The sequence below is a fragment of the Streptomyces sp. DSM 110735 genome, assembly GCF_016482685.1.
Taxonomy (GTDB): Bacteria; Actinomycetota; Actinomycetes; order Streptomycetales; family Streptomycetaceae; genus Streptomyces.
Genome location: NZ_JACYHF010000001.1, coordinates 170,444 through 194,537 on the forward strand (window position 1 = coordinate 170,444; position 24,094 = coordinate 194,537).

The following is a 24,094-nucleotide window of genomic DNA, read 5'->3' on the forward strand; positions in this document are numbered from 1 at the left end:
CCCACCGGTACGGACCCACCGGTCTACGTCAGCGCCCCCGCCAGCACCCGCGCCGCCCGCTCCGTCTCCGCGAAGCCCACGTACAGCGGGGTGAAGCCGAAGCGGAGCACGTCGGGGCGGCGGAAGTCGCCCACCACGCCCCGCTCGATCAGCCGGGGCATGACCTCGGCGGCGTCGGCGCAGCGCAGGGCGATCTGGCTGCCCCGCTCCTCGTGCCGCAGCGGCGTGACGCACTCCAGGCGCCCCGGCTCGGTGTACTCCGTGACGCAGCGCAGGAAGAAGTCCGTCAGCGCGAGCGACTTGGCGCGCACCGCCTCCACCGAGACCCCGTCCCACACGTCGAGCGCCGCGTCGAGCGCGAGCATGGAGAGGATGTCCGGCGTCCCGACCCGCCCGCGCACCGCACCCGGCGCCGCCCGGTACTCCGCGCTCATCCCGAACGGCTCCGCGTGCGAGTTCCAGCCCGGCAGCGGGGAGTCGAAGCGGGGCTGGAGGTCGCGGCGGACGTAGAGGTACGCCGGTGAACCGGGTCCGCCGTTCAGGTACTTGTAGGTGCAGCCGACCGCCAGGTCCACCCCGTCCGCATCCAGACCGACCGGCAGCGCGCCCGCGCTGTGGCACAGGTCCCAGACGACGAGGGCACCGGCGTCGTGGACCGCCGCCGTCAGCGCGGGGAGGTCGTGGAGGCGTCCGGTGCGGTAGTCGACGTGGTTCAGCAGGACCGCCGCCGTACGCGGACCGAGCGCGGCGGGGATCTCCGCCGGGGTCAGCGCGCGGAGCGTGCGGCCGGTCATGCGGGCTGCCGACTCGGCGATGTAGCCGTCGGTGGGGAAGGTCGTCGCGTCGACCAGGATCTCGTCCCGCTCGTCCCCCGCCATACGGACTGCCGCCACAAGTGCCTTGAACACGTTGACACTTGTCGAGTCGCCCACGACAACCTGCCCCGGTGCCGCGCCGATCAGCGGAGCGATCCGGTCACCGATCCGCTCCGGCGCCGTCCACCAACCGGACTCCTCCCAGGAGCGGATGCGCAGCTCGCCCCACTGGCGGCACAGCACGTCCCGCATCCGGTCGGGGACGTGCGCGGGCAGGGCGCCCAGCGAGTTACCGTCCAGATAGACCACGTCGTCCAGGGTGAACTTCCCGCGCAGCTCCGCCAGTTCGTCGGCGGCGTCCAACTTCTCCGCGATCAGCGCCAGTTCGTTCGACTCAGACATACGACCTCGCCGTCCACAGCTCGGGGAACACGGTGTTCCGCGCCCGCTTCTCCAGCCACGCCACTCCGGCGGAACCGCCGGTGCCCGCCTTCGCGCCCATCGCGCGGCGGGTGGCGACCAGGTGGTCGTTGCGCCAGCGCCACACCAGCTCGGCGACGTTCGTCAGCGCCTCCCCGAGGCGGGCGGTCTCGGCGTCCGGGTCACCGGAGTACACCGCCGTCCACGCCGCCTCCACCTCCGGCGCGGGCTCGTACCGCCGCGACACGTCCCGGCGCAGCACCGCGGCGGGGATCTCGTGACCCCGGCGCGCGAGGAGCCGTACCGCCTCGTCGTACAGGCTCGGCTCGTGCAACGCCTTCTCCAGCTCCGCGTGCACGCGCGGGGTGCCGCGGTGCGGGACGAGCATCGAGGCGGACTTGTCCCCGAGCAGGAACTCCATCCGGCGGTACATCGCGGACTGGAACCCGGAGCCCTCGCCGAGCGCCGAGCGGTAGGAGTTGAACTGCGCCGGGGTGAGCTGCGCCAGCGGGCGCCAGGACGCGTTCAGCGCCTCCAGCTCGCGCACGGAACGCTTCAGCGCGGCGATCGCGGTCGGCACGTCGTCCGAGCGGAGCGCCTTCGCGGCGGTCTCCCACTCGTGCGTGATCACCGTGAACCACAGCTCCATCACCTGGGTCGTCACCAGGAAGACCATCTCGCCGGGGTCGTCGGAGAGGGTGTGCTGGAGGTGGGTGAGCACGTCGGCGCGTACGTAGTCCTCGTACGGCGTCGTGCCGGCGAAGTCGAGATGCGGGGTCTCGGGCTCAGCGGCCTCTTCGGGGGCCTGGGAAGGGGGGTGAGCCTGGTGGGACATCGCTGTCTCCTGTCGAGCTACGGGTAGCGGTCCGCCCCTGCCGATGCCGGCACGGGGGCCCCGGTCCCCAGATCGAATCCTGCGTAATCCCACCGGATACGGCAAGGGCTGTCCTCCTGACCTGCCGTCCCCGGTCTCCGTCCCCACCTGTGGACAACCGAAGGACCCGCCCCGCCCAGTGGCAGACTGCACCCATGACGACGCACAAGAACCTGTTCGGCGGCCCGGACCCGACCCACCTCCCCGAGAACGAGGAGGCGTACCGGCTGCTGGCCGAGGACTCGCTCGCCCCTGCCGAGGTCGTGGCCAAGTACCCGACCTTCTCCCTGGCCTGGGCGATGCTCGCCGACGACGCCTTCGAGGCGGGGCGCGTGGTCGAGTCGTACGCCTACGCCCGTACGGGTTACCACCGCGGTCTCGACCAGTTGCGCCGCGCGGGCTGGAAGGGTCACGGACCCATCCCGTGGAGCCACCGCCCCAACCGCGGCTTCCTGCGCTGCCTCGCCGCCCTCACCCGCGCCGCCGACTCCATCGGCGAGAAGGACGAGGCGGAACGCTGCCGCCAGTTCCTGCGCGACAGCAGCGAGGAGGCGTACGAGGAGCTGATGCGGTAACCCCGGGGGCTCTGCGGGCGGCGCCGGGCGTCCCCGGTGCCGCTCAGCCCCGTCCCGCCGCGCTGTCCGCCACGCCGCCCGCCGCGCCGCCCGCTGTCCTGCCCGTCTCCAGCGGCGGTGTCGTGAGGTTGCCGTGGGTGCGGCACTCCGGGTGCGGGCACTCCGGCGTCGGACGCCGTCTGACCAGGGCGAACGCCAGGATCGAGCCCAGCACCAGGACACCCGCGCAGATCGGCATCGCGCGGTCGAAGGAGCGGTTGAAGGCGGACGCGGAGCGGTACGCGTCCGGACCCATCCCGGTGAGCAGCGGAAGCGCGGCGACCGCGATCAGACCCGCCGCACGCGCCGCCGCGTTGTTGATGCCGCTGGCCACCCCCGCGCGGGCGGTGTCCACCGAGGCGAGGACGGTCGCGGTCAGCGGCGCCACCAGGGTGACCATGCCGGTGCCCATGACCACCAGCGCGGGCAGCACGTCGGTCAGGTAGTTCGCGTGCGGACCCACCCGCAGCATCATCAGCATCGCCGCCGCGCACAGCAGCGGACCCACCGTCAGCGGCAGCCGGGGACCGATCCGGTCGGCGAGCGCACCCGAGCGGGACGAGAACAGCAGCATCAGGACGGTCGTCGGCAGCAGAGCCGTACCCGCTTCGAGGGGCGAGTACCCCGCCACCACCTGCAACTGGAGCGCGGTGAGGAAGAAGAAGCCGCCGAACGCCGCGTACACGCACAGCGTCACCACGTTGACCGCCGTGAACTGCCGCGAGGAGAAGATGTCCAGCGGCAGCATCGGATCGGCACGGTGCTTCTCGACGTACACGAACGCCACCGCCGACGCCACGCCCGCGACCGCGCTCACCACCACGCCCACGGACGCCGAGCGCGCCTCGATCAGGGCGTACGTCAGCAGCGCGAGCGCCAGCGCGCCGAGGAACGCGCCGAGCACGTCGAACCTGCCCGGGGGCGCGCCCTCGCCGGAGGTCGCCGCGTCCGACTCGGGTACGTGCCGCAGCGCCACGGGGACGCACACCAGCGCGAGGGGCACGTTCAGCAGGAACACCCAGCGCCAGCCGGGACCGTCCACCAGCCAGCCGCCGAGGAACGGTCCCACCGCCGCGCCCACACCGCCGAACCCCGACCACAGACCGACCGCGCGGCTGCGGTCGTCGGGGTGGAAGGACGCCTGGATCAGCGCGAGCGAACCCGGCGTGAGCAGCGCGCCGCCGATGCCCTGGAGGGCGCGGGCGCCGATCAGCACGGCCGGGTTCGGCGCGAGTCCGCACAGCAGCGACGCCGCCGCGAACCACACCACGCCGATCATGAACACCTTGCGGCGCCCGTACCGGTCGCCCAGCGAGCCGCCGAGCAGGATCAGCCCGGCGAGGGTGAGCATGTACGCGTTGACCGTCCACTGGAGCGCGGCGAGGCTCGCGTCCAGGTCACGGCCGATGCGGGGCAGCGCGACGTTGACGACGGTCGAGTCCAGCAGGGCCATGCTGGAGCCGAGCACGGTGGTGAACAGGATCCATCTGCCCTGGGGCGAAGCCAGCCGGACATCGGGCATGACCCACATATACCGCAGACCCACATGTGCCGACACGCCATGGGTGCGACCCACATATGCGCTGGACCCGGCGCCCACCGCAGGGCACCGGGTCCAGCACACACCACCCCGAAGGGCTACTTCATCTTGTTGCCCGCCGAGCGCAGGTTCTTCGCCGCGACCACGACACGCGCGGCCATCGACGCCTCGGCCAGCTTGCCCCAGGTGCGCGGGTCGTACGCCTTCTTGTCGCCGACCTCGCCGTCGATCTTCAGGACGCCGTCGTAGTGCGCGAACATGTGGCCCGCGACCGGACGGGTGAACGCGTACTGCGTGTCCGTGTCGATGTTCATCTTCACGACGCCGTTCTCCAGCGCGGTGAGGATCTCCTCCTCCGAGGAGCCGGAGCCGCCGTGGAAGACGAAGTCGAACGGCGACTGCTTGCCGAACTTGGCGGCCACGCCGTCGTTCAGCTCCTTCAGCAGCTCGGGGCGGAGCACGACGTTGCCCGGCTTGTAGACGCCGTGCACGTTGCCGAAGGAGGCGGCGAGCAGGTAGCGGCCCTTCTCGCCCAGACCCAGCGCCTCGACGGTGCGGATCGCGTCGTCCACCGTGGTGTAGAGGGAGTCGTTGATCTCGTGCGTGACACCGTCCTCCTCGCCACCGGTCGGGGTGATCTCCACCTCGAGGATGATGTTGGCGCGACGAGCCTGCTCAAGCAGCTCCTGGGCGATCTCCAGGTTGTCCGCGAGGGTCTCGGCGGAGCCGTCCCACATGTGCGACTGGAACAGCGGGTTGCGCCCCGCCTTCACCCGCTCCTCGGACAGCGCGAGCAGCGGACGCACGTAACCGTCCAGCTTGTCCTTGGGGCAGTGGTCGGTGTGCAGGGCGATGTTGACCGGGTACTTCTCCGCGAGGATGTGCGCGTACTCCGCCAGCGCGACCGCGCCGGTCACCATGTCCTTGCTGTACTGACCGCCGAGGAACTCCGCGCCGCCGGTCGAGATCTGGACGATGCCGTCGCTCTCCGCCTCGGCGAAGCCGCGCAGCGCCGCGTTCAGGGTCTGGCTGGAGGTGACGTTGATGGCCGGGTAGGCGAACTTGCCTGCCTTCGCCCGGTCGAGCATCTCGTTGTAGACCTCGGGGGTTGCGATGGGCATCTGTCCGCTCCTCGTGTTGCGGGTTGGCGTTCTGCGTGGCGGCCCTGAACTTGGACCCAGGGGGCGACGACGTCAGCGTCGTGCCCATCTTTCCAGACATGGCCCGGCGGACCGGCTGGCGGTCGAGGCCAGGAAAAGTCCACGCCGTGGCGGGCCGTTCAGTCCAGACCCAGTTCATCCTTCGAGAAGGCGAACCGGTACGGAACGCCCGCACCCGCCTCGATCTTCTCCGCGGCGCCGGTCGCGCGGTCCACGATCGTCGCCACCGCGACGACCTCCGCACCCGCCTCGCGCACCGCCTCGACGGCGGTCAGCGGCGAACCGCCGGTGGTGGAGGTGTCCTCGACCACCAGCACCCGCCGCCCCGCGATGTCCGGACCCTCCACGCGCCGCTGGAGACCGTGCGCCTTCGCCGCCTTGCGCACCACGAAGGCGTCCAGCTTCCTCCCGCGCGCGGCGGCGGCGTGCAGCATCGCCGCCGCCACCGGGTCGGCGCCCATGGTCAGACCGCCCACCGCGTCGAAGTCGAGGTCGTCGGTGAGGTCGAGGAGGACCTGGCCGACCAGCGGGGCTGCCTCGCCGTCGAGGGTGATGCGGCGCAGGTCGACGTAGTAGTCGGCTTCCAGACCCGAGGAGAGGGTCACCTTGCCGTGCACCACGGCCTTGTCCTTGATCTGTTCCAGCAGTTCGCCACGTGCGTCGGTCGTCATACCGCCAGCTTAGAGGCGGCGCCAGCGCCAGGTCGTGGACGCCTCCAGCGGCTCCAGCGGGGTGACCAGGCGGGGCATCGTGTTGAGCCCGTTGGGCGGACCGGTCTGCGGCTCCACGCACACGGCGGCGTCCTGCTCGTCGTAGACGACGGCCCACTGCTCGCGGCTGGTCAGCTTCAGTTCGAGCTGCTCCGGCCAGGTCAGCGTGACGTCCACGCCGTCGGGCATCCCGAAGCAGTCGTCCCAGGGACCGGGCCGGGGGTCGATCCGGTTGCCGGTGGGCAGGTGGTCCGCGCCGCGCTCCTCCTGCCAGGCGGGGGTGAAGTCGACGCGCACGCCCTCGCCGCCCAGGGTCCGGTTGAACCAGGGGTGCCAGCCGATCTGCGCCGGGAACGAGTCCTCGTACGTCTCCACCGACATGGTCAGCGTCAGGCTGTCCTCGCCGACGCTCACGATCTGGGTGACCTTGCCGGGGTGCGGCCAGGGGTCGGTCAGCTCGAACGTCAGGACCGCCTCGTCCGCCGAGACGCGGGCGGTGCGCCAGGCGCCGTCGCGGGTGGTGCCGTGGATGGCGTGCGGCGGGGAGTTGAGCGGCATCTGCCGGACGACACCGCCGTCCAGGAACCTGCCGTCCCTGATCCGGCCGCACCAGGGGACCATCGGGAAGCAGCCGAACCGCTCGCCCTGGCGCAGCAGCTCCGTGCCGCCGACCTTCAGCCCGGCGACCCGTCCGCCCTTGCCGGGGCGGACCACGACCTCCGCGTCACCCGCGGTCAGCACAATGTCTTCGTCACTCACGGGACGACCCTACTCGGGTACGACCGCCCCGCCCGTGGTGCCCGGACCGCCGTCTCAACGGCGCTTGCGCAGCGCCCGGGTGACGACGATCGCGGAGGCGAGCGCGAAGGCGGCGGCGGGGGCTGCCCAGCGCAGGGTGGAGTTCGCGGTGACCGCCTGGGGGGCGGGTACGGGGGCGTAGCGACCGCGCGGCGGGGCGTGGTCGACCTCTTCGGCGCTGCGGCCGATCATCGTGCGGCGCGCGTGCGCGGCTTCGGCAGGCGGCTGTGCCGCGGCGCCGGGACCCGCCGGGGCGTCCGAGGGCGGGGGGACCTCGGTGTCGAAGACGGAGGTGTGGGCGTCGGCGAGGTCGTCGGCGTCCGCCTCGGATTCGGGCTGCTCGGGCTGCTCCGGAGGTGGCGGCGCGACCGGCTCCTGCGGCTCCTCCGCCAGACCCTCCAGGAAGCGGGTCAGCAGACGTGCCGCCGCCGAGGCGAGCTGGTCGGCGGGGAGTTCCGCCGTACGGGCGCCCGTCGTGGTCACCGCCGTCGCGGTCAGGTCGGCCGTCGTCCCGTCCGCCGCCTCCGCGAGCCGTACGGTCACGGTGAACTCCGCGCTGCCGGTGCCCCGGGACTCGGTCGCCTCGCCCTTGACGGTGTAGCTGCCGTCCTCGTGGCGTACGACACCGGCGGTGCCCCGGTACGTCACCGAGTGACCGCCCACGCGCAGCTTCAGCCTGCCGGTCAGCGGGTCGGCGGTGGCGTCCTGCTGAAGCCCGGGTACCGCCCGGGCGACCCGCACGGGGTCCGCCAGAGCCTCCCTGAGCCGGTCGGCCGGAACCGGGACGAAGACCTGGTGCTCCATGTCGCCCGAGCCTACCCAGTGGGCGCCGGTTTTCACCCTGGAGTGCGCCCGGCTCCGTGACGGCTCCCTTTCTCAGTACCTCGGGTGCGCCAGCGTCGAGACCACCAGCCCCGGCACTCTCGTACGGCGGGCGGCGCGGGCGTCCGCGCTCAGCTCGGCCGGGGTCAGGGTGCTCGCGCGGGGTCCCGTGAGACGGAGGCGGGGTCTCGCCGGACCCGGCACCGCCAGGAGATAACCCCAGTCGGGCGGGGTGCCCGCGCGGGCGGCGGAGCGGTCGGGACCCGCCGGGAAACCGGAGTCCTGGCCGAGGACGCGGTAGGGGGCGGTGGAGAAACCCGCCGCGCGCAGGGTCGTCGCCACCGTCCAGAAGACGCGGGGGCGGGTGGTGACCGGTCCCGCGTGGACGACCAGGCGCCCGCCGGGGGCGAGGGCGCGGCGGGCGAGTCCGTAGAACTCCTGGGAGTACAGCTTGGTGCTGGCGGTGATGCCGGGGTCGGGGAGGTCCGCGATCACCACGTCGTACCGCCCGGCGGGGGTGCGGCGCAGGCGACCGAGCGCGTCGGCGGTGGTGACGTGGACGCGGGGGTCGGCGAGCGCGTGCCCGTTGAGCGCGGCGAGACCGGGGTCGCTGCGGGCGAGCCGGATCAGCCCCGCGTCCAGCTCGACCACGTCGACGCGCTCGACCCCGCCGTAGCGCAGCACCTCGCGCGCGGCGAGTCCGTCGCCGCCGCCGAGGATCAGCACGCGTGCGTGCGGTCCTGACATCGCGGGGTGGACCAGCGCCTCGTGGTACTGCCGCTCGTCCCGGCCGCCTACCCTCAGGCGCCCGTCCAGGAAGAGGTCGAGCGGTCTGCCGCCGGTGCCTCCGGCGAGGACGACCTCCTGGACATCGGTCTGGAGCGCGACCCGGACATCACCGCCGTACACCGCGTGCCGCGCGGCGCGCTCGAAGTCGCCCGCCAGCGCGGCGGCGGAGGCGAGGACGCCGAGCACCGCGAGTCCCACGACGAGCAGCGTCCAGCGCGCGCGGCGGCTCAGGTCGTGGCGGAACAGCCCGAGCACCAGCGCGCTGCCCGCGACCACGTTCACCGAGCCGGTGAGCAGGGCGCCGGTCAACTGGCCGAGGAACGGCAGGAGAAGGAAGGGGAAGGCGAGACCGCCGACCAGCGCGCCCACGTAGTCCGCGGCGAAGAGGTCGGCGACCGCGCCGCCCGCGTCCTGGCGCCGGATGCGCTGGATCAGCTCCATCAGCAAGGGCACTTCGGCGCCGACCAGCAGCCCGATGGCCAGCGAGAACCCGACCAGCAGACAGCGCGGTCCCTGCGCCCATATCCCGCCCCAGCCGCCGGTCCACGCGAAGACCGCGTACAACGCCATCGCGCTGCAGCCGCCGACCAGCGCGAGCGCGGTCTCGATCGCGCCGAAGCCGACGGCCGCGTGCCAGCGCAGGCGTTTGGCGGCGAGGGAGCCGATGCCCATCGCGAACACCATCACGGACAGCACGACGGACGCCTGGGTGACGGAGTCGCCCATCAAGTACGAGGCGAACGCGACGAGTTCCAGCTCGTACACCAGTCCGCAGGCCGCGCAGACGAAGACGCACGCGAGGACCAGGAACCGCCCGGTGCCGGGCCGCACGGGCAGCCACGCGGGCTCGGCCCAGGGCGGGGCACCCGGGGACACGGGGGCGTGGGGTTCGATCACGTTGCGACGTTACGTCACGGCGTACGTACGCCTCGTCACCCACACGTGTGGAACTCGGGCGCCTTGCAGCGCGATCGGTTTACGGCGGCCAGAGTGGGTTGACTCGGGTCCGGGTTCAGCCGGACTGTCCGGCGGGGACGCGTACGCCCACGCGGGTCCTGGTCGCCACCAACTGGCCGTCCTGCGGGTAGGCGTGCCAGGTGCGCCAGTGCACCTGACCGCCCTGCCACTGGGCGAGCAGCGCGGTGAACGCGTGCGGGCTGCCGGGGAAGACACCGGCCAGACCGTGCGGGTGGTCGGAGACCAGGGCGAGCAACTCCTGTGCGCGTCCCGCGAACTGGCCCGGCGTCAGCATCTCCACGCGCGCCGCGAACTCGTACTCCCAGTCACCGATCCGCTTGGCGACGCCGAGCGGGAGGGGAGTGCTGGAGCCGGGCATGCACGCCACGGTCTCCGAGCAACTGCCGTTCTCTTCTTCGAGGAGGACCTGGTGGGAGGCGCCGAGGAGCCTCAACTGGAGTCTCGCCCCGCTCAGTTCGAGGTCGAGGGTGGCCAGGGCCGGGAGCGGTTCGCGTCCGAGGGCCCAGGCGAGGTCGGCAGCGCGCGTATCTGTGTAGGAGGTGTTCAGGGTCGTGAGCATGGATCGGCTCCGCTAACACGCATGAGGGAGAGGGCAGTCCGGCGCACCTCGGCGGACACCGGGGCGGTCGGCCCGCTCGGCCCGGCTGGAGGGGGGTGTCCTTGGGACGCCCGAGGGCTGCGGTGGTGATTTAGAGGGAATCATGAACTGTGGCCGTGCCACAGCGTTTTTACCCAACTTCGGAGGGTTTCCATCCCTCAGAGGGCCCCACAGCTCAACTGTTCAACCATGCCCTCCGGGGGCGGACGGAGGGACTGAGGAGGGGCGTTGCGGCAGCGCTGCCGACCGGGCGCGGAAGCCGTACGACGTCGCGACCCCGCCCCGGCGCTCCACGCCACGGCGACCTCGCGCGAGAGCGCCGCCGACCGGAGCCGCAGGAGCCTGCGCGGCGCCGCGGACCCCGCTCGGGACCACCGCGTCGACAACGACCGGCACCCGCCCCGGCGGGCGGGTCCCGCCTCGGAGAGAGGCGTCGCCGCGTTCCCCGCCGGGTCCAGCACCCGCACCCGGACCGCCCCCGCACGTCCCCCGACCGGAGCGCCCCCTACGCCACCCTCAGTTCCCGCCGCCGCAGCCCCCGCCACCACAGGACGAGCCGCCCCCGCACGACGAGTGCCCCCCGCAGGACGAGTGACCGCCGCCGCAGGAGTGGTGGCCGCCGTGGTGGCCGCCCGAGGAGCCGGAGTCGCCTCCGCCCGCCCACCAGCTCGATCCGCCGTCGGACGAGGACGAGGACGAACGCGAGCGGTACGACGACCGCGAACCCCCGCCGCCGCGCCCCTTGCCGAGCGAGACCCTCCCCCGTCCGCGCCGCCGCGAGCGCGACGAGACCGTCACGACGAGCACCAGCGCCACTACCAGGACGATGCCCACAACCATGGCGTCATCCCCCTTCCGTTCCCCCGAAGCGGCCCCCCGTGGGCGCCTCGCTCCCGCGCCGTGCGACGCGGTGACCGGGGGATGCCCGGCGCGCCGCACGGCCAAAGCAGAGTTGAGCAACTTCTGAGGGTGGCGTCCGGCGGGCAGCCGCCGCGGGCGCCCGGCACGCGGCGGACACAGGTTGAGGAAGCCCCCCGCCGGGGCGCAGGATGGCCCGCATGACCTCCAGCGCACGTCCGTACCTCAATCGCCGGCTCGCCGAGTTCGGGACGACGATCTTCGCCGAGATGTCGGCGCTCGCCGTGGCGACCGGCTCGATCAACCTCGGCCAGGGGTTCCCCGACACCGACGGACCCGAGGAGATCAGGGAGGCGGCGGTGCGCGCGCTGCGGGACGGACGGGGGAACCAGTACCCGCCCGGACCCGGCGTGCCGGAGCTGAGGAACGCGATCACCGCGCATCAGCAGCGCAGGTACGGGCTGACGTACGACCCCGACACCGAGGTGCTGGTCACGGCGGGCGCCACGGAAGCCATCGCCGCGACGCTGCTGGCGCTCCTCGAACCGGGCGACGAGGTCGTGGCGCTGGAGCCGTACTACGACTCGTACGCCGCGAGCATCGCCATGGCGGGCGGACGCCGCGTCCCCGTCACGCTGCGCCCCGACGCCGGGCGCTTCACCCTCGACCTCGACGAGCTGCGCGCCACCGTCACCGACCGCACCCGGCTGCTGCTGATCAACACCCCGCACAACCCCACCGGCACCGTCCTCACCCGCGCCGAGCTGGCCGCCATCGCCGAACTCGCCGTCGAGCGTGACCTGTTGGTCGTCACCGACGAGGTCTACGAGCACCTGGTCTTCGACGACGCCGAGCACATCCCGCTGGCCACGTTCCCCGGGATGCGCGAGCGCACGGTGACCATCGGGTCGGCGGGGAAGACCTTCTCCTTCACCGGCTGGAAGGTCGGCTGGGTGACCGCCGCGCCGGAGCTGGTGAGCGCGGTCCGCTCCGCGAAGCAGTACCTCACCTTCGTCTCGGCGGGACCGTTCCAGTACGCCGTCGCCGAGGCGCTCGCGCTGCCCGAGTCGTACTACGACGGCTTCCGGCGGGACATGGGCGCCCGCCGCGACCTCCTCGCGACCGGGCTGACCGAGGCGGGCTTCGAGGTCTTCCGCCCCGCCGGTACCTACTTCGTCACCGCCGACATCCGCCCCCTGGGCGAGAAGGACGGCTTCGCCTTCTGCCGCGCCCTCCCCGAGCGCGCGGGCGTCGTCGCCATCCCCAACGCCGTCTTCTACGACGACCGCGAGGCGGGCGCGCCCTTCGTCCGCTTCGCGTTCTGCAAGAAGGAAGAGGTGCTGCGGGAGGCGGCGGAGCGGCTGCGCGGCATGTGAGCGGACACGGCGAAGGGGCCCGGGGCGTGTGTCACCCCGGGCCCCTTCGGGGTCCGTGAACCGGCGGTCCGTGAACCGGCTGGACTAGTCCTCGTCCTCGCCCGGCTTCTCCTCGTCGATCTCGTCGACCTCCTGCTCCAGACCGAGCTGCTCCACGATCCACTTGTCGAACTCGATCGCGGCGCGGACCCAGCTCACCGTGGAGGACACGAAGTGGTTGAGGTCGACGCCGGTGCCGACCAGCATCTGCGCCTCGCCGATGAGGCGGACGGTGCCGTCCTCGTGGGTGTGGGTGTACACCTTCGGCCACAGGGTGCGGCGGTTCCACTCGTCGACGGTCTCGAGGAGCTGGGGCTTCTCGTCGATCTTGTGGGGACGATCGTAGAAGGTCCGTACCGAGAAGACCGCCTGCTCGTCCTCGCCGCGGAACATGAAGTACGTGCGGAACTGCTCCCACGGAGCCGCGAGGTCGCCCTCCTCGTCCACCACGAACTTCAGCTCCATCTGCTCGAGGAGCTGCTTCACAAGGTCCTGATCCGGGACGACGGGGCCCACCGGTCCCTGGGGCTGCGGTTCGGGCTGGCCCCCGAAGTTCGGAATCGAGGACGGGTCGATGCTCACCGTGTTTTTCCCTTCGTACGGATACCGCCATCCTCCCCCAGGAGGGGAGGCCCCTGGCAAGCCCCGCCGCGCCCTGTAAGCCCTCGGCGGACACGAAGTCCCTGGACGGACGGCACCCGTACGCCATGATTCCGTCATGCGCATATCAAGAGCAGGGCGATGGCTCCTCTGGACCCTGTGGACCGCCTGTCTGCTGTTCGTCCTCTGGGCCGCCTGGACGGCATGGGACCTCTTCCGCACGGCGGAGTCGTGGTGAGCGGGCGAAGACCGGGCGCGATCGCCCTGGTGCTGTGCACGCCGCTGGTGGTCGGGGTGGGGACGGTCGCGGCGGTGACCGGCTGGGGGTACGCGCAGGAGGCGTACGACGTGCCCCGGCCCACCGCCGTGCCGTGCGCGCGGGCGCTGGGCTACGGCGGGGCGACCTTGCCCGCCGGTGCCCACGGCGCGCAGTGCACGGTCGTGTCCTGGCAGGACACGGAGTACTACGCCCGGTTCCGGGTGCCGCGCGCGGAGCTGCGGAAGTGGCTGAAGACCACGTATCCCGACGCCCCCGAGCCGTCCACGCAGTGCCGTCCGCCCTACGACCTCTGCCTCGGACTGGGCTTCCTCGAAGGGGACGGCGTCGAGGCGGACACCGCGGAGGTGGACGCGCGGTTCACGAAGGCGGGCGACGCCGAGGTGCTGTTCTCCGCGTTCGCCGGGTGAGAGACGGGCGACACGACGGTGGCCCGCCCCCTTCGTGAGGGGGCGGGCCACCGTGCCGTGCGGGTCCGTCAGAGCGTCTTCGCCGTCTTCGGGCCCACGATCAGCTCGTCGCCGAAGCGGTCCACGCGGACCGTGTCGCCGTCCTTGATCTCGCCGGAGAGGATCTCCTTGGCGAGGCGGTCGCCGATGGCGGTCTGGACGAGGCGACGGAGCGGGCGGGCGCCGTACGCCGGGTCGTTGCCCTCCTGCGCGAGCCAGGCCAGGGCGTCGGGGGTGACGTCCAGGGTGAGGCGCCGCTCCGCGAGCCGCTTGGCGAGCCGGTCGATCTGGAGGCGGGCGATGCGGGCCAGCTCCTGCTCGTCCAGCGCGGAGAACACCACCAGGTCGTCGAGCCGGTTCAGGAACTCCGGCTTGAAGGAGGCGCGGACCACGTCGAGCACGCGCTGCCGCTTGTCCGCGTCGTCCAGCGCCGGGTCGACCAGGTACTGGCTGCCCAGGTTGGAGGTCAGCACCAGGATGGTGTTGCGGAAGTCGACGGTGCGCCCCTGGCCGTCGGTGAGGCGGCCGTCGTCCAGCACCTGGAGCAGGATGTCGAAGACCTCGGGGTGCGCCTTCTCCACCTCGTCCAGCAGCACCACGGTGTACGGGCGGCGGCGGACCGCCTCGGTGAGCTGACCGCCCTCCTCGTACCCCACGTACCCGGGAGGCGCGCCGACCAGGCGGGCCACGCTGTGCTTCTCGCTGTACTCCGACATGTCGATGCGGACCATGGCCCGCTCGTCGTCGAAGAGGAAGTCCGCGAGCGCCTTGGCGAGTTCGGTCTTGCCGACACCCGTCGGACCGAGGAACAGGAAGGAACCGGTGGGGCGGTCCGGGTCAGCGATGCCCGCACGCGAGCGGCGTACGGCGTCGGAGACCGCCTGCACCGCCTCGCGCTGGCCGATGAGCCGCTTGCCCAGCTCGTCCTCCATGCGCAGCAGCTTCTGCGTCTCGCCCTCCATGAGGCGCCCGGCCGGGATGCCGGTCCAGGCGGCGACGACGTCCGCGATGTCGTCGGAGCCGACCTCCTCCTTGACCATGGTGTCGCGCGCGGCTTCCTCCTCCGCCTCCGAGGCAGCCTCCAGCTCCTTCTCCAGTTGCGGGATCTGCCCGTAGAGCAGCTTCGCCGCGGTGTCGAAGTCGCCGTCGCGCTGGGCGCGTTCCGCCTGACCGCGCAGGTCGTCCAGGCGCTCCTTCAGCTCACCGACCCGGTTGAGGGACTGCTTCTCCTTCTCCCAGCGGGCGTTGAGGTGACGCAGCTCCTCCTCCTTGTCCGCGAGGTCGCGGCGCAGCCGCTCAAGACGCTCGCGGGAGGCGGGGTCGGTCTCCTTGCCGATCGCCAGCTCCTCCATCTTCAACCGGTCGACGGAGCGCTGGAGTTCGTCGATCTCGACGGGCGAGGAGTCGATCTCCATGCGCAGCCGGGAGGCTGCCTCGTCGACGAGGTCGATCGCCTTGTCGGGCAGGAAGCGGGAGGTGATGTACCGGTCGGAGAGCGTCGCGGCGGCCACCAGCGCGCTGTCCGCGATCTGCACCTTGTGGTGTGCCTCGTACCGCCCCTTGAGACCGCGCAGGATCGCGATGGTGTCCTCGACGGTGGGCTCCGCGACCAGCACCTGCTGGAAGCGGCGCTCCAGGGCGGGGTCCTTCTCGATCCGCTCGCGGTACTCGTCCAGCGTGGTCGCGCCGACCATGCGCAGCTCGCCGCGGGCCAGCATCGGCTTGAGCATGTTGCCCGCGTCCATCGCGGAGTCGCCGCCCGCGCCCGCGCCGACGACCGTGTGCAGCTCGTCGATGAAGGTGATGATCTGGCCGTCGGAGTCCTTGATCTCCGAGAGCACGGACTTGAGCCGCTCCTCGAACTCGCCGCGGTACTTGGCGCCCGCGACCATCGCGCCGAGGTCCAGCGAGACCAGGCGCTTGTTCTTCAGGGACTCGGGGACGTCGCCCTTGACGATGCGCTGGGCCAGCCCCTCGACCACGGCGGTCTTGCCGACGCCCGGCTCGCCGATGAGGACGGGGTTGTTCTTCGTACGGCGGCTCAGCACCTGCACGACCCGGCGGATCTCGTGGTCCCGGCCGATGACCGGGTCCAGGCGACCCTCGCGGGCGGCGGCGGTGAAGTCGGTGCCGAACTTCTCCAGGGCCTTGTACTGGCCCTCGGGGTCGGCAGTGGTCACGCGGCGTCCTCCCCTGGCCTTCTGGAAGGCCCCTTGCAGCTTCTTCGCGTCGGCGCCCTGCTTCTGGAGCACCTCTCCGGCGGCGCCGCCCTTCGCGGCGATGCCGATCAGCAGATGTTCGGTGGACAGGAACTCGTCCCCGAGTTCCTTGGCCCGCTGGTCCGCGTCCGCGAGGACCGCGAGGAGGTCCCGGCTGGGCTGGGGCGGGGCGACGGTGGAGCCGGTCACGCTGGGCAGCCCGGCGACGACGCGCTCGGCACCGGTGCGGACGGCGGCCTGGTCGGCTTCGACGGCCGCGAGCAGGTCGGTGATGTTGTCGTTGTCCTGCCCCGCGAGCAGCGCGAGGAGCAGGTGAGCGGGCGTCAGGTCCGGATTCCCCTCGGTCACGGCCCGCTGGCTGGCCGCGTTGATCGCGTCCCGGCTCCTGTTGGTCAGCTCGGCGTCCACGTTCGTGTTCTCCTCCTCGACACGTCTCCACTGATGACTTCATCAGTGTACACAAACTTGAGCCGGGTGCACTCAATTAAGCGGAGGTCGTTTGAGGTTGGTTAGGTTTCGGCCATGAGCCCCGTGAACGCGGACGAGCCGTACCTCGCCTTCTGGCGCGAACGGCACCTGTGCACCCTGACGACCCTCCGCCCCGACGGCAGTCCGCACGTGGTCCCGGTGGGCGTCACGTACGACCCCGCCACCCGTGTCGCCCGCGTCATCACCGACGCCGCCACCGCCAAGGCCGCCCACATCCGCGCGGCGGGCTCCGCCGGTGCCCGCGTAGCCGTCTGCCAGGTCGACGGCCGCCGCTGGGCCACCCTGGAGGGCGTCGCCCACGTGGTCACGGACCCCGCCCGCGTCGCCGACGCCGTCCGGCGCTACGCGGAGCGCTACGGCCGCACACCCCGGGAGAACCCCACACGGGTGGTGCTGGAGATCGCGGTGGACCGGACACTGGGACACGGCTGAGGGGCGCCTCCGGCGGTTCGGGGGTCTGGCAACGGGGGTATCGCACTGGCCTGCGGACGGCACCGGGGCAGGGCAGGTGAGGGCTACCGGGCAGGACCGTCGGGGACACCGCTCGGGGTACGCCTTCGCTGCTGCCGTTGGCCGAGGTGGCCGGGGGCGACACCGGGACAGGGCGGGTGACGGCCGCCGGGCCCGTGCCGTCGGCGACCCCGCCCAGGGCGCGCCTCCGCCGCTGCCGTTGGCCAAGGTGGCCGGGTCGGCGCCGGGCGACGCAGGGCAGAGCCTCGGCAAGCAGCACCGGTCGACCCTGGCCGAGACAGCAACCAGCACGCCATCGAGCGGCAGAAGCCCGCCCGAGCCGGGGTCGGCCAATTCCGACCGGGGGGCCAGATGCCGTCCCGGGCCAGGGCCGAGGACGACGGCGACCGGTGGAGACCAGGCCGCCGGAGCGTCGGCCCCGACCTCGGCAGGCGTGAAAGACCCCTCAGCCGCCGGGAGGAGTGCCGACCGACCTGGGCGCCCGCGAGGGCGCGGTGGATACGCCGGTCGCGGCGCGGTGACCGAGACCCTCGAACGCGTCGGCGCCGGAGGGCGGCCGTGGTCTCGGGCGGCGGCAGACCGGCCCGCGCGGAAGCGGGGGGGCGGATCTCGGCGGGTCCCGGGGGCAGTCGCCGTACGCCACCCGCGCGCGCAGCCGACGGGCACGCACCCCCCGTACAACACGTACAACGGCACCCGCCCGCACGACGCCGCGCGGCACCGGCACCCCCGCCCCCGACACCCCGCCGAAACCGGCGATGAACAGTTTCGGCCAGTTGGCCAGGGGGTGCATACGCCGAAATATCCGCAGAAACTGCAGCGGCGTCACCGTGTTCAGGTCACGGTGACGCCGCTGCGGGGGGAAGCGCCTGAGCGATCTTTTACGACGGGGGAATCGCGTCAGGCACTGCGGGGGGTGGCCGAGATGGTTCTCAGGTCGGCGACCTCCGGGGAGGTGAGCCGGTGGTCGCGCTGGTCCAGGTTGACGAAGATCATGCCGTACCGGACGGCACACCGCACCGGCTGCGGCGCCCCGCGCGGCTTGCGCAGGCACCGGTAGGCGCGAACGTCCTCGTCCTCGTCGCGGGTGACCACGACCGGTTCGCCGAACACCGTCACCATCAACGAGTCACCACTGTGGGGGAGAGCGGTGACCAGGTCGATGAAGTGCCAGCCGGACCGGTAGGCCGTGGCCATCTCTCGCCGGAAGGAACGGTCGTCGGGCGGAGTCGTCATGTCAGGACCAGATACTGTCGTTCGGCTTGTACACCGTGCCGGCGTCGTCCGCACTCGCCGCATGCGGCGCCACCACGGACCAAATACTGTCCGCCCGTACGTCACTCTTCCCCGCGGAGAGGCCACTCAGAGTCCCGAAGGCCACAACGGCGGAGAAGACGGCGACAAACACCGAGCGAAGCATTCTCTTACGCATAGTCGGCTTCGTCCTCACTTGAAGGTCCCCTCACTCCCCCGTCGGATAAGACGATGGCTCATTCAGGCACGTCATCGCCACACAATCAGTGCATCATGTTCCTGCATGTTCAGGACCCTGGGGGGTGGAGATTTGACGCTAAATCCGGCAGATGCGACACATCCCCATGCGCTCACAGAACTGTGCGCCGAGGGAAGGCGGCTGTACGCCACCGCACTGCGCACCGGCCACATCGCGCGCGCGGACGCCGAAAAGGCTCCCTGCCTCATGGAATTCGCCCTGCTCCACCCGGATCTGGACGACGCGGACCTGATGCGCCCGGTCGCCCCCTCCGTCGCGCTGGCCCAGCGGCTCAACCCCATCGAGCGGGAGATCTCCGAGCGCAGACGCACCTCGATAGAGCTGGCGGAGGCGTTCGAGCCGTTCATGGCGCTCACCGCGCAGGGCGCGACCCCCACCCACTCCATCACCGTCCTGGAGGGACTGGACCGCATCAACGCGGCGCTCGACCTGGCCACCGAACAGTGCCGCTCCGAGATGCTGACCGTCCAGCCGAGCGCCCGCCACCCCGAGCGCCGCGTCATCGAGGGTCTGGAGCGCGACCGCACCCTGATCGAACGTGGTGTGCGCATCCGCACCCTGTACCAGCACACCGCCCGCTACAGCCCGGAACGCCTCGCGTACGTCGACCGGTTCGCGGACGGGAAGGTGGAGTACCGCACGATCGACGAGCTGGTGGAGCGCCTCGTCATCTGCGACGAGACGGTCGCCTTCATCCCGATACGCGACGACCGCCAGGTCGCCCTGGAGGTCCGCCACCCCGGACTGGTCCTCTACCTCACCAAGGTCTTCGAGTTCATGTGGAACCGCGCGGTCCCGCTGACCGCGGGGACTCCTTACGAGACCGCGCCCGACGGCATCACCGAGATCCAGCACTCCATCGCCAAGCTGCTGGTGGAGGGCCATGTCGACGAGGCCATCGCGCGCCGCCTCGGCATGAACGTGCGCACCTGCCGCGCCCACATCGCCAAGCTCGCGCAGGCGCTCGGCAGCGGCAGCCGCGCCCAACTCGGCTTCCTGATCGCCCAGTCGGGCATCCTGAACCAGGAGAACTGACCCGCCTCCCGCGCCCCTCACGGCCCCTCTGACCGCCTCACGCCTCCCGGTCGAGCCCCGCCGCCGCGGCCGTGCGCGGAGGTCCCTCCAGGCCCGCCTGGGCGATCCGTACGCCCAACTGGGTACGGCTCGTGGCGCCCAGGGTCTCCGAGAGGCGGGCGATGTGCGCGCGGCAGGTGCGCACGCTGATGCCGAGCCGCTCGGCGATCACCGCGTCCTGGTGCCCCTCGGCGAGCAGCGCGGCGATGGAGCGCTCGCGGTGGGAGATGCCCTCGATGCCGGTGTCGGGCAGAGCGGCGGTCAGCGGGATCGCGAGCCGCCACAGCCGCTCGAAGACGGTCACGAGATATTCGACCAGCGCCGGGTGGCGCAGCTCCAGCGCCATCGTGCGGTCGGTGTTGGCCGGAATGAACGCCACCGTGCGGTCGAAGAGGATGAGCCGGTCGATCACCTCGTCCAGGCTGCGCGCCTCGACCGCGTCGCCCATCAGCTCCAGATAGGTGAGCAGCCCCTGCCCGTGCCGGGCGACATGGGTGTAGAGGTCCCGCATCCGGACGCCCCGCCCGCGCAGTTCGAGCGCCCGGTGCAGCCCCTCCGTCAGCTCTGCCTCGCGCCGGATGCCGCCGGGCTGCACGGTGAGCACCTCCGTGGTGCACGCCTGGGTCGCCGCGTCCATCGCCGCCTGGATGCGGGAGAGCCCGTCCAGGACGCGGATCGCGGTGCCCTCGACGGGCGCGGTCCCGGCCGGTTCACGCCCGAGTACGGCGTACCGGTCGAAGGCGGTGACCGCCGAGCCCACCCGGCGACGGCTCTCGGTGACGTCGTCGTACAGCTCGCGCAGCAGCCGGGACATGACCTCCTGCGGGGAGGTGGGGACCAGCCAGTCCATGTCGTCGGGGTCGGGGTGCAGCAGGGCCAGGTCCAGCAGACAGGGCACCGGTCCGGCCTCGGCGCGCGGCACCCGCCCCCGGCGCAGGGCGAGGGTGTACACCCGCTCTCCCGGCCCGCACAGCCGGTCGGCGCCGTGGGGATGCTCCTCCGTCGCGTGCCCGGCCATCGACCATTCCACCCCCGGTTGCTGCCACTTCCGCAGCGCAACTATGCGCGGACCCGTGCGGGTCCGCAACACGGCTCTCCGCGCCCTGGCAGGCGCGGAGTACGGGTATGCCCCGGAATCGCCCGGGCCCCCGGGAGACGGGCCGACGCGGCCGGTGGGGGCGCCAACCGGCGTGCGCGGCACGGGAGTCGGGAGGGGACCGGGGCGGCCGTGACTAGGGCCTGTCCGGCGGATCTTCGTGGAGCAGCCCGCGGCGTCTGGTGCGTGCTCTCGGCGTGCGCCCGGATCTCCCTCGTACTGGACGTACTCGGGTGATTCGGGCGTGCGGCGAGAGTGCGTGCCAGGCGTCGCGGGCCCACGAAGATCCGCCGGACAGGACCTAGTGGAGTCCGGCGGCGGCGCAGGCGGCCTTGTAGTCGGCGGTGCAGATCTCGGAGACCGAGTAGATGCCGTCGGCGACGACGGTCGACTTGATCTTGCTCTTGGTCAGCGCGCTCACCTGGACGAGCTGGGCGGGGATGTTCTTCTGGGTGGGGCTGTCCACGTGGTCCTGGGTCAGGGCGTCGAACTGGATGTCCTTGCCCTGCACCTTGGCGACGGCCATCTGCGCCGCCGCCTCCGCCTCGTCCGGGTAGGACTTGTAGACGCTCATGTACTGCTCGCCGGTCAGGATGCGCTGCACGGCGTCGAGTTCGGCGTCCTGGCCGGTGATGGGGGGCATCTTGGTGACGCCCGCCGCCTTGAGCGCCTTGATGACACCGCCCGCCATGCCGTCGTTGGCGGCGTAGACACCGGCGATGCTCGCCTTGCCGACCTTGTTGATGACCTCGGTCATGTGGGCCTGGGCCAGCTCCGGCTTCCAGTCCTTGGTGTCGGAGGTGTCCGCGATCGTCACCTTGCCGTTCAGCTCGGAGAGCGCGCCCTCCTTGAACTGCTTGGCGTTGGGGTCGGTGGGCGAGCCGTTCACCATGACGATCTTGTCGGAGAGACCGGCGCCCGAGCCCAGCGCCTCCAGCAGGGAGCGGCCCTGCACCTCGCCGACCAGCTCGTTGTCGAAGGAGATGTACGCGTCGATCGGACCCTCGGCCAGCCGGTCGTAGGCGATGACCGGGATGCCCGCCTCCTTGGCCTTCTTCACCTGCGGGGCGATCGCGTGCGAGTCGACCGCGTCGAGCAGGATGATGTTGACCTTGTCGTCGATCATCCGCTGCATCTGGTCGGCCTGCTTGGAGGCGCTCGCGTCCGCGTTCTGGTAGTCGACCTTGCCCTTCTTCTTCGTCAGCTCGGCGACCTGCTTCTGAATGATCGGGTAGTCGAACTTGTCGTAGCGGGTGTTCGCCTTCTCCGGCAGCAGCAGTCCGATGGTGACGTTGTCCCCCATCGTCGGGCTGGCGCTCGCGCCGTCCCCCGCCGCGTTCAGCACGCCGCAGCCGGCGAGCGAGAGGGACATCGTGGATACGGCCACGGATATGGCGATACGACGCATGCGAGGGCTCACTTCAGGTGCGTTCAAGAGGAGGGGGACACGGAGGTGATGCTTCCGCCCCGGGTGTCTGAAAAGACAACTTGGAGGCGCTACCCGCCGTCAAGCAATACAACTTAACGAGATGGCAACATCACTCTCCGTCGAGAACGTGAAGAGATCGCGAACCCGTACGCCACTCCCTGTAAACCCTGGTCACCGTCTCTTCACCAACTTCCGACCTCCGCCCGCACGTTCTCCACCACTTCCGCACTCCTGACCGAACGAACTCGGCCAGATGCCGCGCTCTACCGCGTAACATCCTCAACTTACCGCTCGTTGTGGGCAGTTGAGGCGCCGGGTACGCCTGAGGGACCGGGTACGCCGAAGGGGCCGGGAGGATGTGCTCCTCCCGGCCCCTTCGGAGACGGCTGTCGACCGGCGGCGGTCAGTCGGCGGACTGCTGACGCTTGGGGCGCCACACGACCAACGCGCTGCTCTGCTGCACCTCCTGGTACGGCACCAGGTCGCGCCGGTAGGAGGCGTGGACGGCTGCCTCGCGCTGGCGCATCGCGGCCGCCGCGCCGTCCAGGGCCGACTCCAGCTCCGCGACGCGGGACTGGAGCGCGGCGACCTGGTTCTCCAGTTCGATGATGCGCTTGATACCGGCCAGGTTGATGCCCTCGTCCTGCGACAACTGCTGCACCTGACGGAGCAGTTCGATGTCACGGGCCGAGTAGCGCCGACCGCGGCCCGCCGTGCGGTCCGGGGAGACCAGACCGAGGCGGTCGTACTGGCGCAGGGTCTGCGGATGGAGACCGGAGAGCTGCGCCGCCACCGAGATGACGTAGACCGGGCTGTCCTCGGTCAGTTCATAAGGATTACGGCGACGACCGGGTGTGTCCATAGGGGCTCAGTCTCCCTTCGCGGCCTCGAACAGCTCCGCCCGCGGGTCCTCGTCCGAGGTCGCCTCGCGATACGCCTCCAGCGCGTCACGAGCCTTCCCCGAGAGGTCCTTGGGAACACTCACCTCCACGGTGATCAGCAGATCGCCGTGGCTGCCGTCCTTGCGCGCCGCGCCCTTGCCCCGCGCCCGCATGGTGCGGCCGTTGGGCGTGCCCGGCGGCAGCTTCAGCGTGACGGCGGGACCGCCCAGCGTCGGCACCCGCACCTCGCCGCCGAGCGCCGCCTCCGCGAACGTCACCGGGACGGTGACCGTGAGGTTGTCGCCCTTGCGGCCGAAGACCGGGTGGTCGCCCACGTGCACGGTGACGTACAGATCACCGGCCGGACCGCCGCGCTCGCCGGGGGCGCCCTTGCCGCGCAGCCGGATGCGCTGCCCGTCGGTGACGCCCGCCGGGATGCGGACCTGCATGGTGCGCGAGGAACGCGCCCGCCCGCTGCCGTGGCACTCCAGGCAGGGGTGCTCCGCCATCAGACCGCGGCCCTTGCAGTCCGGGCACGGGTCGGTGAGCGAGAAGCCGCCGCCCGAGCCCCGCGCGACCTGTCCGGTGCCGACGCAGGTCGGGCACACGCGCGGCGTGCCGTTCTTGTCGCCGGTGCCCGAGCACGCCTTGCAGGGCTGCTGGGACGTCATCCGCAGCGGGACCGTCGCCCCCTCGATCGCCTCGGTGAAGCTGAGGGTCACCTCGGTGTCGACGTCCTGACCCCGGCGCGGCTGCGTACGGGTCGTGCCCGCGCCGCCGCCCCGGTTGAACAGTCCGCCGAAGACGTCCCCGATGCCACCGCCGAAGCCGCCCTGGCCGCCGCCGCCCGCACCCGCGCCCCCGGCGCCCCCGAAGAGGTCACCGAGGTCGAAGTTGAACTGGCCGCCGCCGCCCGGACCCGGGCGGAAACCGCCGCCTCCGAACAGGGCGCGGGCCTCGTCGTACTCCTTGCGCTTCTTGGGGTCGCCGAGGACGTCGTTCGCCTCGGAGATCTCCTTGAACCGCTCCTCGGCCCTGGCGTTGCCCTTGTTGGCGTCCGGGTGGTTCTCGCGGGCGAGCTTCCGGTACGCCTTCTTGATCTCGGCCTCGGTGGCGTCCTTGGGGACGCCGAGGACCTTGTAGAAGTCCTTCTCGATGAAGTCCTTGGTGCTCATCCCCGACGTCCCTCCTTCCTGTCCTTCGTG

Annotated in this window: 21 protein-coding genes; 5 read left to right on the forward strand and 16 right to left on the reverse strand. The window is 71.6% G+C overall.

The features are described 5' to 3' along the window. Positions 1-23 precede the first annotated feature (23 nt). Complete coding sequence (kynU, locus tag IF655_RS00770) at positions 24-1,217, reverse strand: kynureninase (RefSeq protein ID WP_199581429.1); 1,194 nt, start codon at positions 1,215-1,217, stop codon at positions 24-26. Next, entirely contained in the window at positions 1,210-2,070 is an 861-nt protein-coding gene (locus IF655_RS00775) for a tryptophan 2,3-dioxygenase family protein (RefSeq protein ID WP_199581430.1), read from the reverse strand. The genes kynU and IF655_RS00775 overlap by 8 nt, the downstream gene beginning before the upstream one ends. Positions 2,071-2,264: 194 nt before the next feature. Between IF655_RS00775 and IF655_RS00780 the strand changes: the two genes are divergently transcribed. Beyond that, entirely contained in the window at positions 2,265-2,684 is a 420-nt protein-coding gene (locus IF655_RS00780) for a DUF3151 domain-containing protein (RefSeq protein ID WP_199581431.1), read from the forward strand. Positions 2,685-2,727: 43 nt separating this feature from the next. Here the strand turns inward: IF655_RS00780 and IF655_RS00785 are convergent, their stop codons facing one another. The 7 genes from IF655_RS00785 to IF655_RS00815 all read right to left on the reverse strand — a co-directional run bounded on the left by IF655_RS00785 (position 2,728) and on the right by IF655_RS00815 (position 10,079). Further along, a complete protein-coding gene (locus IF655_RS00785) occupies positions 2,728-4,245 on the reverse strand; it encodes an MFS transporter (protein ID WP_199581432.1) in 1,518 nt (505 codons plus the stop codon). Positions 4,246-4,361: 116 nt separating this feature from the next. Continuing rightward, positions 4,362-5,384: a class II fructose-bisphosphate aldolase gene (fbaA, locus tag IF655_RS00790; RefSeq protein ID WP_199581433.1), complete on the reverse strand. Its 1,023-nt coding sequence runs from the start codon at positions 5,382-5,384 to the stop codon at positions 4,362-4,364. A gap of 158 nt (positions 5,385-5,542) precedes the next feature. Continuing rightward, positions 5,543-6,094 carry an orotate phosphoribosyltransferase gene (gene pyrE, locus IF655_RS00795; protein ID WP_199581434.1) on the reverse strand — a complete coding sequence of 184 codons (552 nt, stop codon included), beginning with the start codon at positions 6,092-6,094 and terminating at the stop codon, positions 5,543-5,545. Positions 6,095-6,103: 9 nt separating this feature from the next. Further along, positions 6,104-6,892: an aldose 1-epimerase gene (locus tag IF655_RS00800; RefSeq protein WP_199581435.1), complete on the reverse strand. Its 789-nt coding sequence runs from the start codon at positions 6,890-6,892 to the stop codon at positions 6,104-6,106. 54 nt (positions 6,893-6,946) lie between these two features. Next, positions 6,947-7,735, reverse strand: a complete 789-nt coding sequence (locus IF655_RS00805) for an SRPBCC family protein (protein ID WP_199581436.1) — start codon at positions 7,733-7,735, stop codon at positions 6,947-6,949. Between the two features lie 72 nt (positions 7,736-7,807). Further along, a complete protein-coding gene (locus IF655_RS00810) occupies positions 7,808-9,439 on the reverse strand; it encodes a polyamine aminopropyltransferase (RefSeq protein ID WP_199581437.1) in 1,632 nt (543 codons plus the stop codon). 115 nt (positions 9,440-9,554) lie between these two features. Beyond that, a complete protein-coding gene (locus IF655_RS00815; protein WP_199581438.1) occupies positions 9,555-10,079 on the reverse strand; it encodes a DUF2617 family protein in 525 nt (174 codons plus the stop codon). A 1,088-nt stretch (positions 10,080-11,167) separates the two neighbouring features. On the opposite strand from IF655_RS00815, the gene IF655_RS00820 reads away from it, so the two are divergent. After that, positions 11,168-12,352, forward strand: coding sequence for a pyridoxal phosphate-dependent aminotransferase (locus tag IF655_RS00820; protein ID WP_199581439.1), 1,185 nt, complete (start codon positions 11,168-11,170; stop codon positions 12,350-12,352). An 84-nt stretch (positions 12,353-12,436) separates the two neighbouring features. Here the strand turns inward: IF655_RS00820 and IF655_RS00825 are convergent, their stop codons facing one another. After that, positions 12,437-12,973: a YbjN domain-containing protein gene (locus tag IF655_RS00825; RefSeq protein WP_199581440.1), complete on the reverse strand. Its 537-nt coding sequence runs from the start codon at positions 12,971-12,973 to the stop codon at positions 12,437-12,439. Between the two features lie 252 nt (positions 12,974-13,225). Here IF655_RS00825 and IF655_RS00830 point away from each other — a divergent pair, with 252 nt between their 5' ends. Continuing rightward, positions 13,226-13,678, forward strand: a complete 453-nt coding sequence (locus IF655_RS00830) for a hypothetical protein (RefSeq protein ID WP_199581441.1) — start codon at positions 13,226-13,228, stop codon at positions 13,676-13,678. A 68-nt stretch (positions 13,679-13,746) separates the two neighbouring features. On the opposite strand, the gene clpB is transcribed toward IF655_RS00830, so the two are convergent. Next, on the reverse strand, positions 13,747-16,344 hold the full coding sequence (gene clpB, locus IF655_RS00835) for an ATP-dependent chaperone ClpB (protein WP_199581442.1): 2,598 nt from the start codon (positions 16,342-16,344) through the stop codon (positions 13,747-13,749). 114 nt (positions 16,345-16,458) lie between these two features. On the opposite strand from clpB, the gene IF655_RS00840 reads away from it, so the two are divergent. After that, positions 16,459-16,857, forward strand: coding sequence for a pyridoxamine 5'-phosphate oxidase family protein (locus tag IF655_RS00840; protein ID WP_199581443.1), 399 nt, complete (start codon positions 16,459-16,461; stop codon positions 16,855-16,857). Between the two features lie 939 nt (positions 16,858-17,796). Here the strand turns inward: IF655_RS00840 and IF655_RS00845 are convergent. Continuing rightward, complete coding sequence (locus IF655_RS00845; protein ID WP_199581444.1) at positions 17,797-18,132, reverse strand: hypothetical protein; 336 nt, start codon at positions 18,130-18,132, stop codon at positions 17,797-17,799. A 301-nt stretch (positions 18,133-18,433) separates the two neighbouring features. On the opposite strand from IF655_RS00845, the gene IF655_RS00850 reads away from it, so the two are divergent. Beyond that, positions 18,434-19,444, forward strand: a complete 1,011-nt coding sequence (locus IF655_RS00850) for a helix-turn-helix transcriptional regulator (RefSeq protein ID WP_242488476.1) — start codon at positions 18,434-18,436, stop codon at positions 19,442-19,444. A gap of 37 nt (positions 19,445-19,481) precedes the next feature. Here IF655_RS00850 and IF655_RS00855 read toward each other — a convergent pair whose 3' ends face one another. The 4 genes from IF655_RS00855 to dnaJ all read right to left on the reverse strand — a co-directional run bounded on the left by IF655_RS00855 (position 19,482) and on the right by dnaJ (position 24,064). After that, positions 19,482-20,501 carry a helix-turn-helix transcriptional regulator gene (locus IF655_RS00855; RefSeq protein ID WP_199581446.1) on the reverse strand — a complete coding sequence of 340 codons (1,020 nt, stop codon included), beginning with the start codon at positions 20,499-20,501 and terminating at the stop codon, positions 19,482-19,484. 379 nt (positions 20,502-20,880) lie between these two features. Next, a complete protein-coding gene (locus tag IF655_RS00860) occupies positions 20,881-21,987 on the reverse strand; it encodes a sugar ABC transporter substrate-binding protein (protein ID WP_199581447.1) in 1,107 nt (368 codons plus the stop codon). Positions 21,988-22,411: 424 nt separating this feature from the next. After that, entirely contained in the window at positions 22,412-22,870 is a 459-nt protein-coding gene (locus IF655_RS00865; RefSeq protein WP_199581448.1) for a heat shock protein transcriptional repressor HspR, read from the reverse strand. A 6-nt stretch (positions 22,871-22,876) separates the two neighbouring features. After that, a complete protein-coding gene (dnaJ, locus tag IF655_RS00870; RefSeq protein WP_199581449.1) occupies positions 22,877-24,064 on the reverse strand; it encodes a molecular chaperone DnaJ in 1,188 nt (395 codons plus the stop codon). Positions 24,065-24,094: the final 30 nt, after the last annotated feature.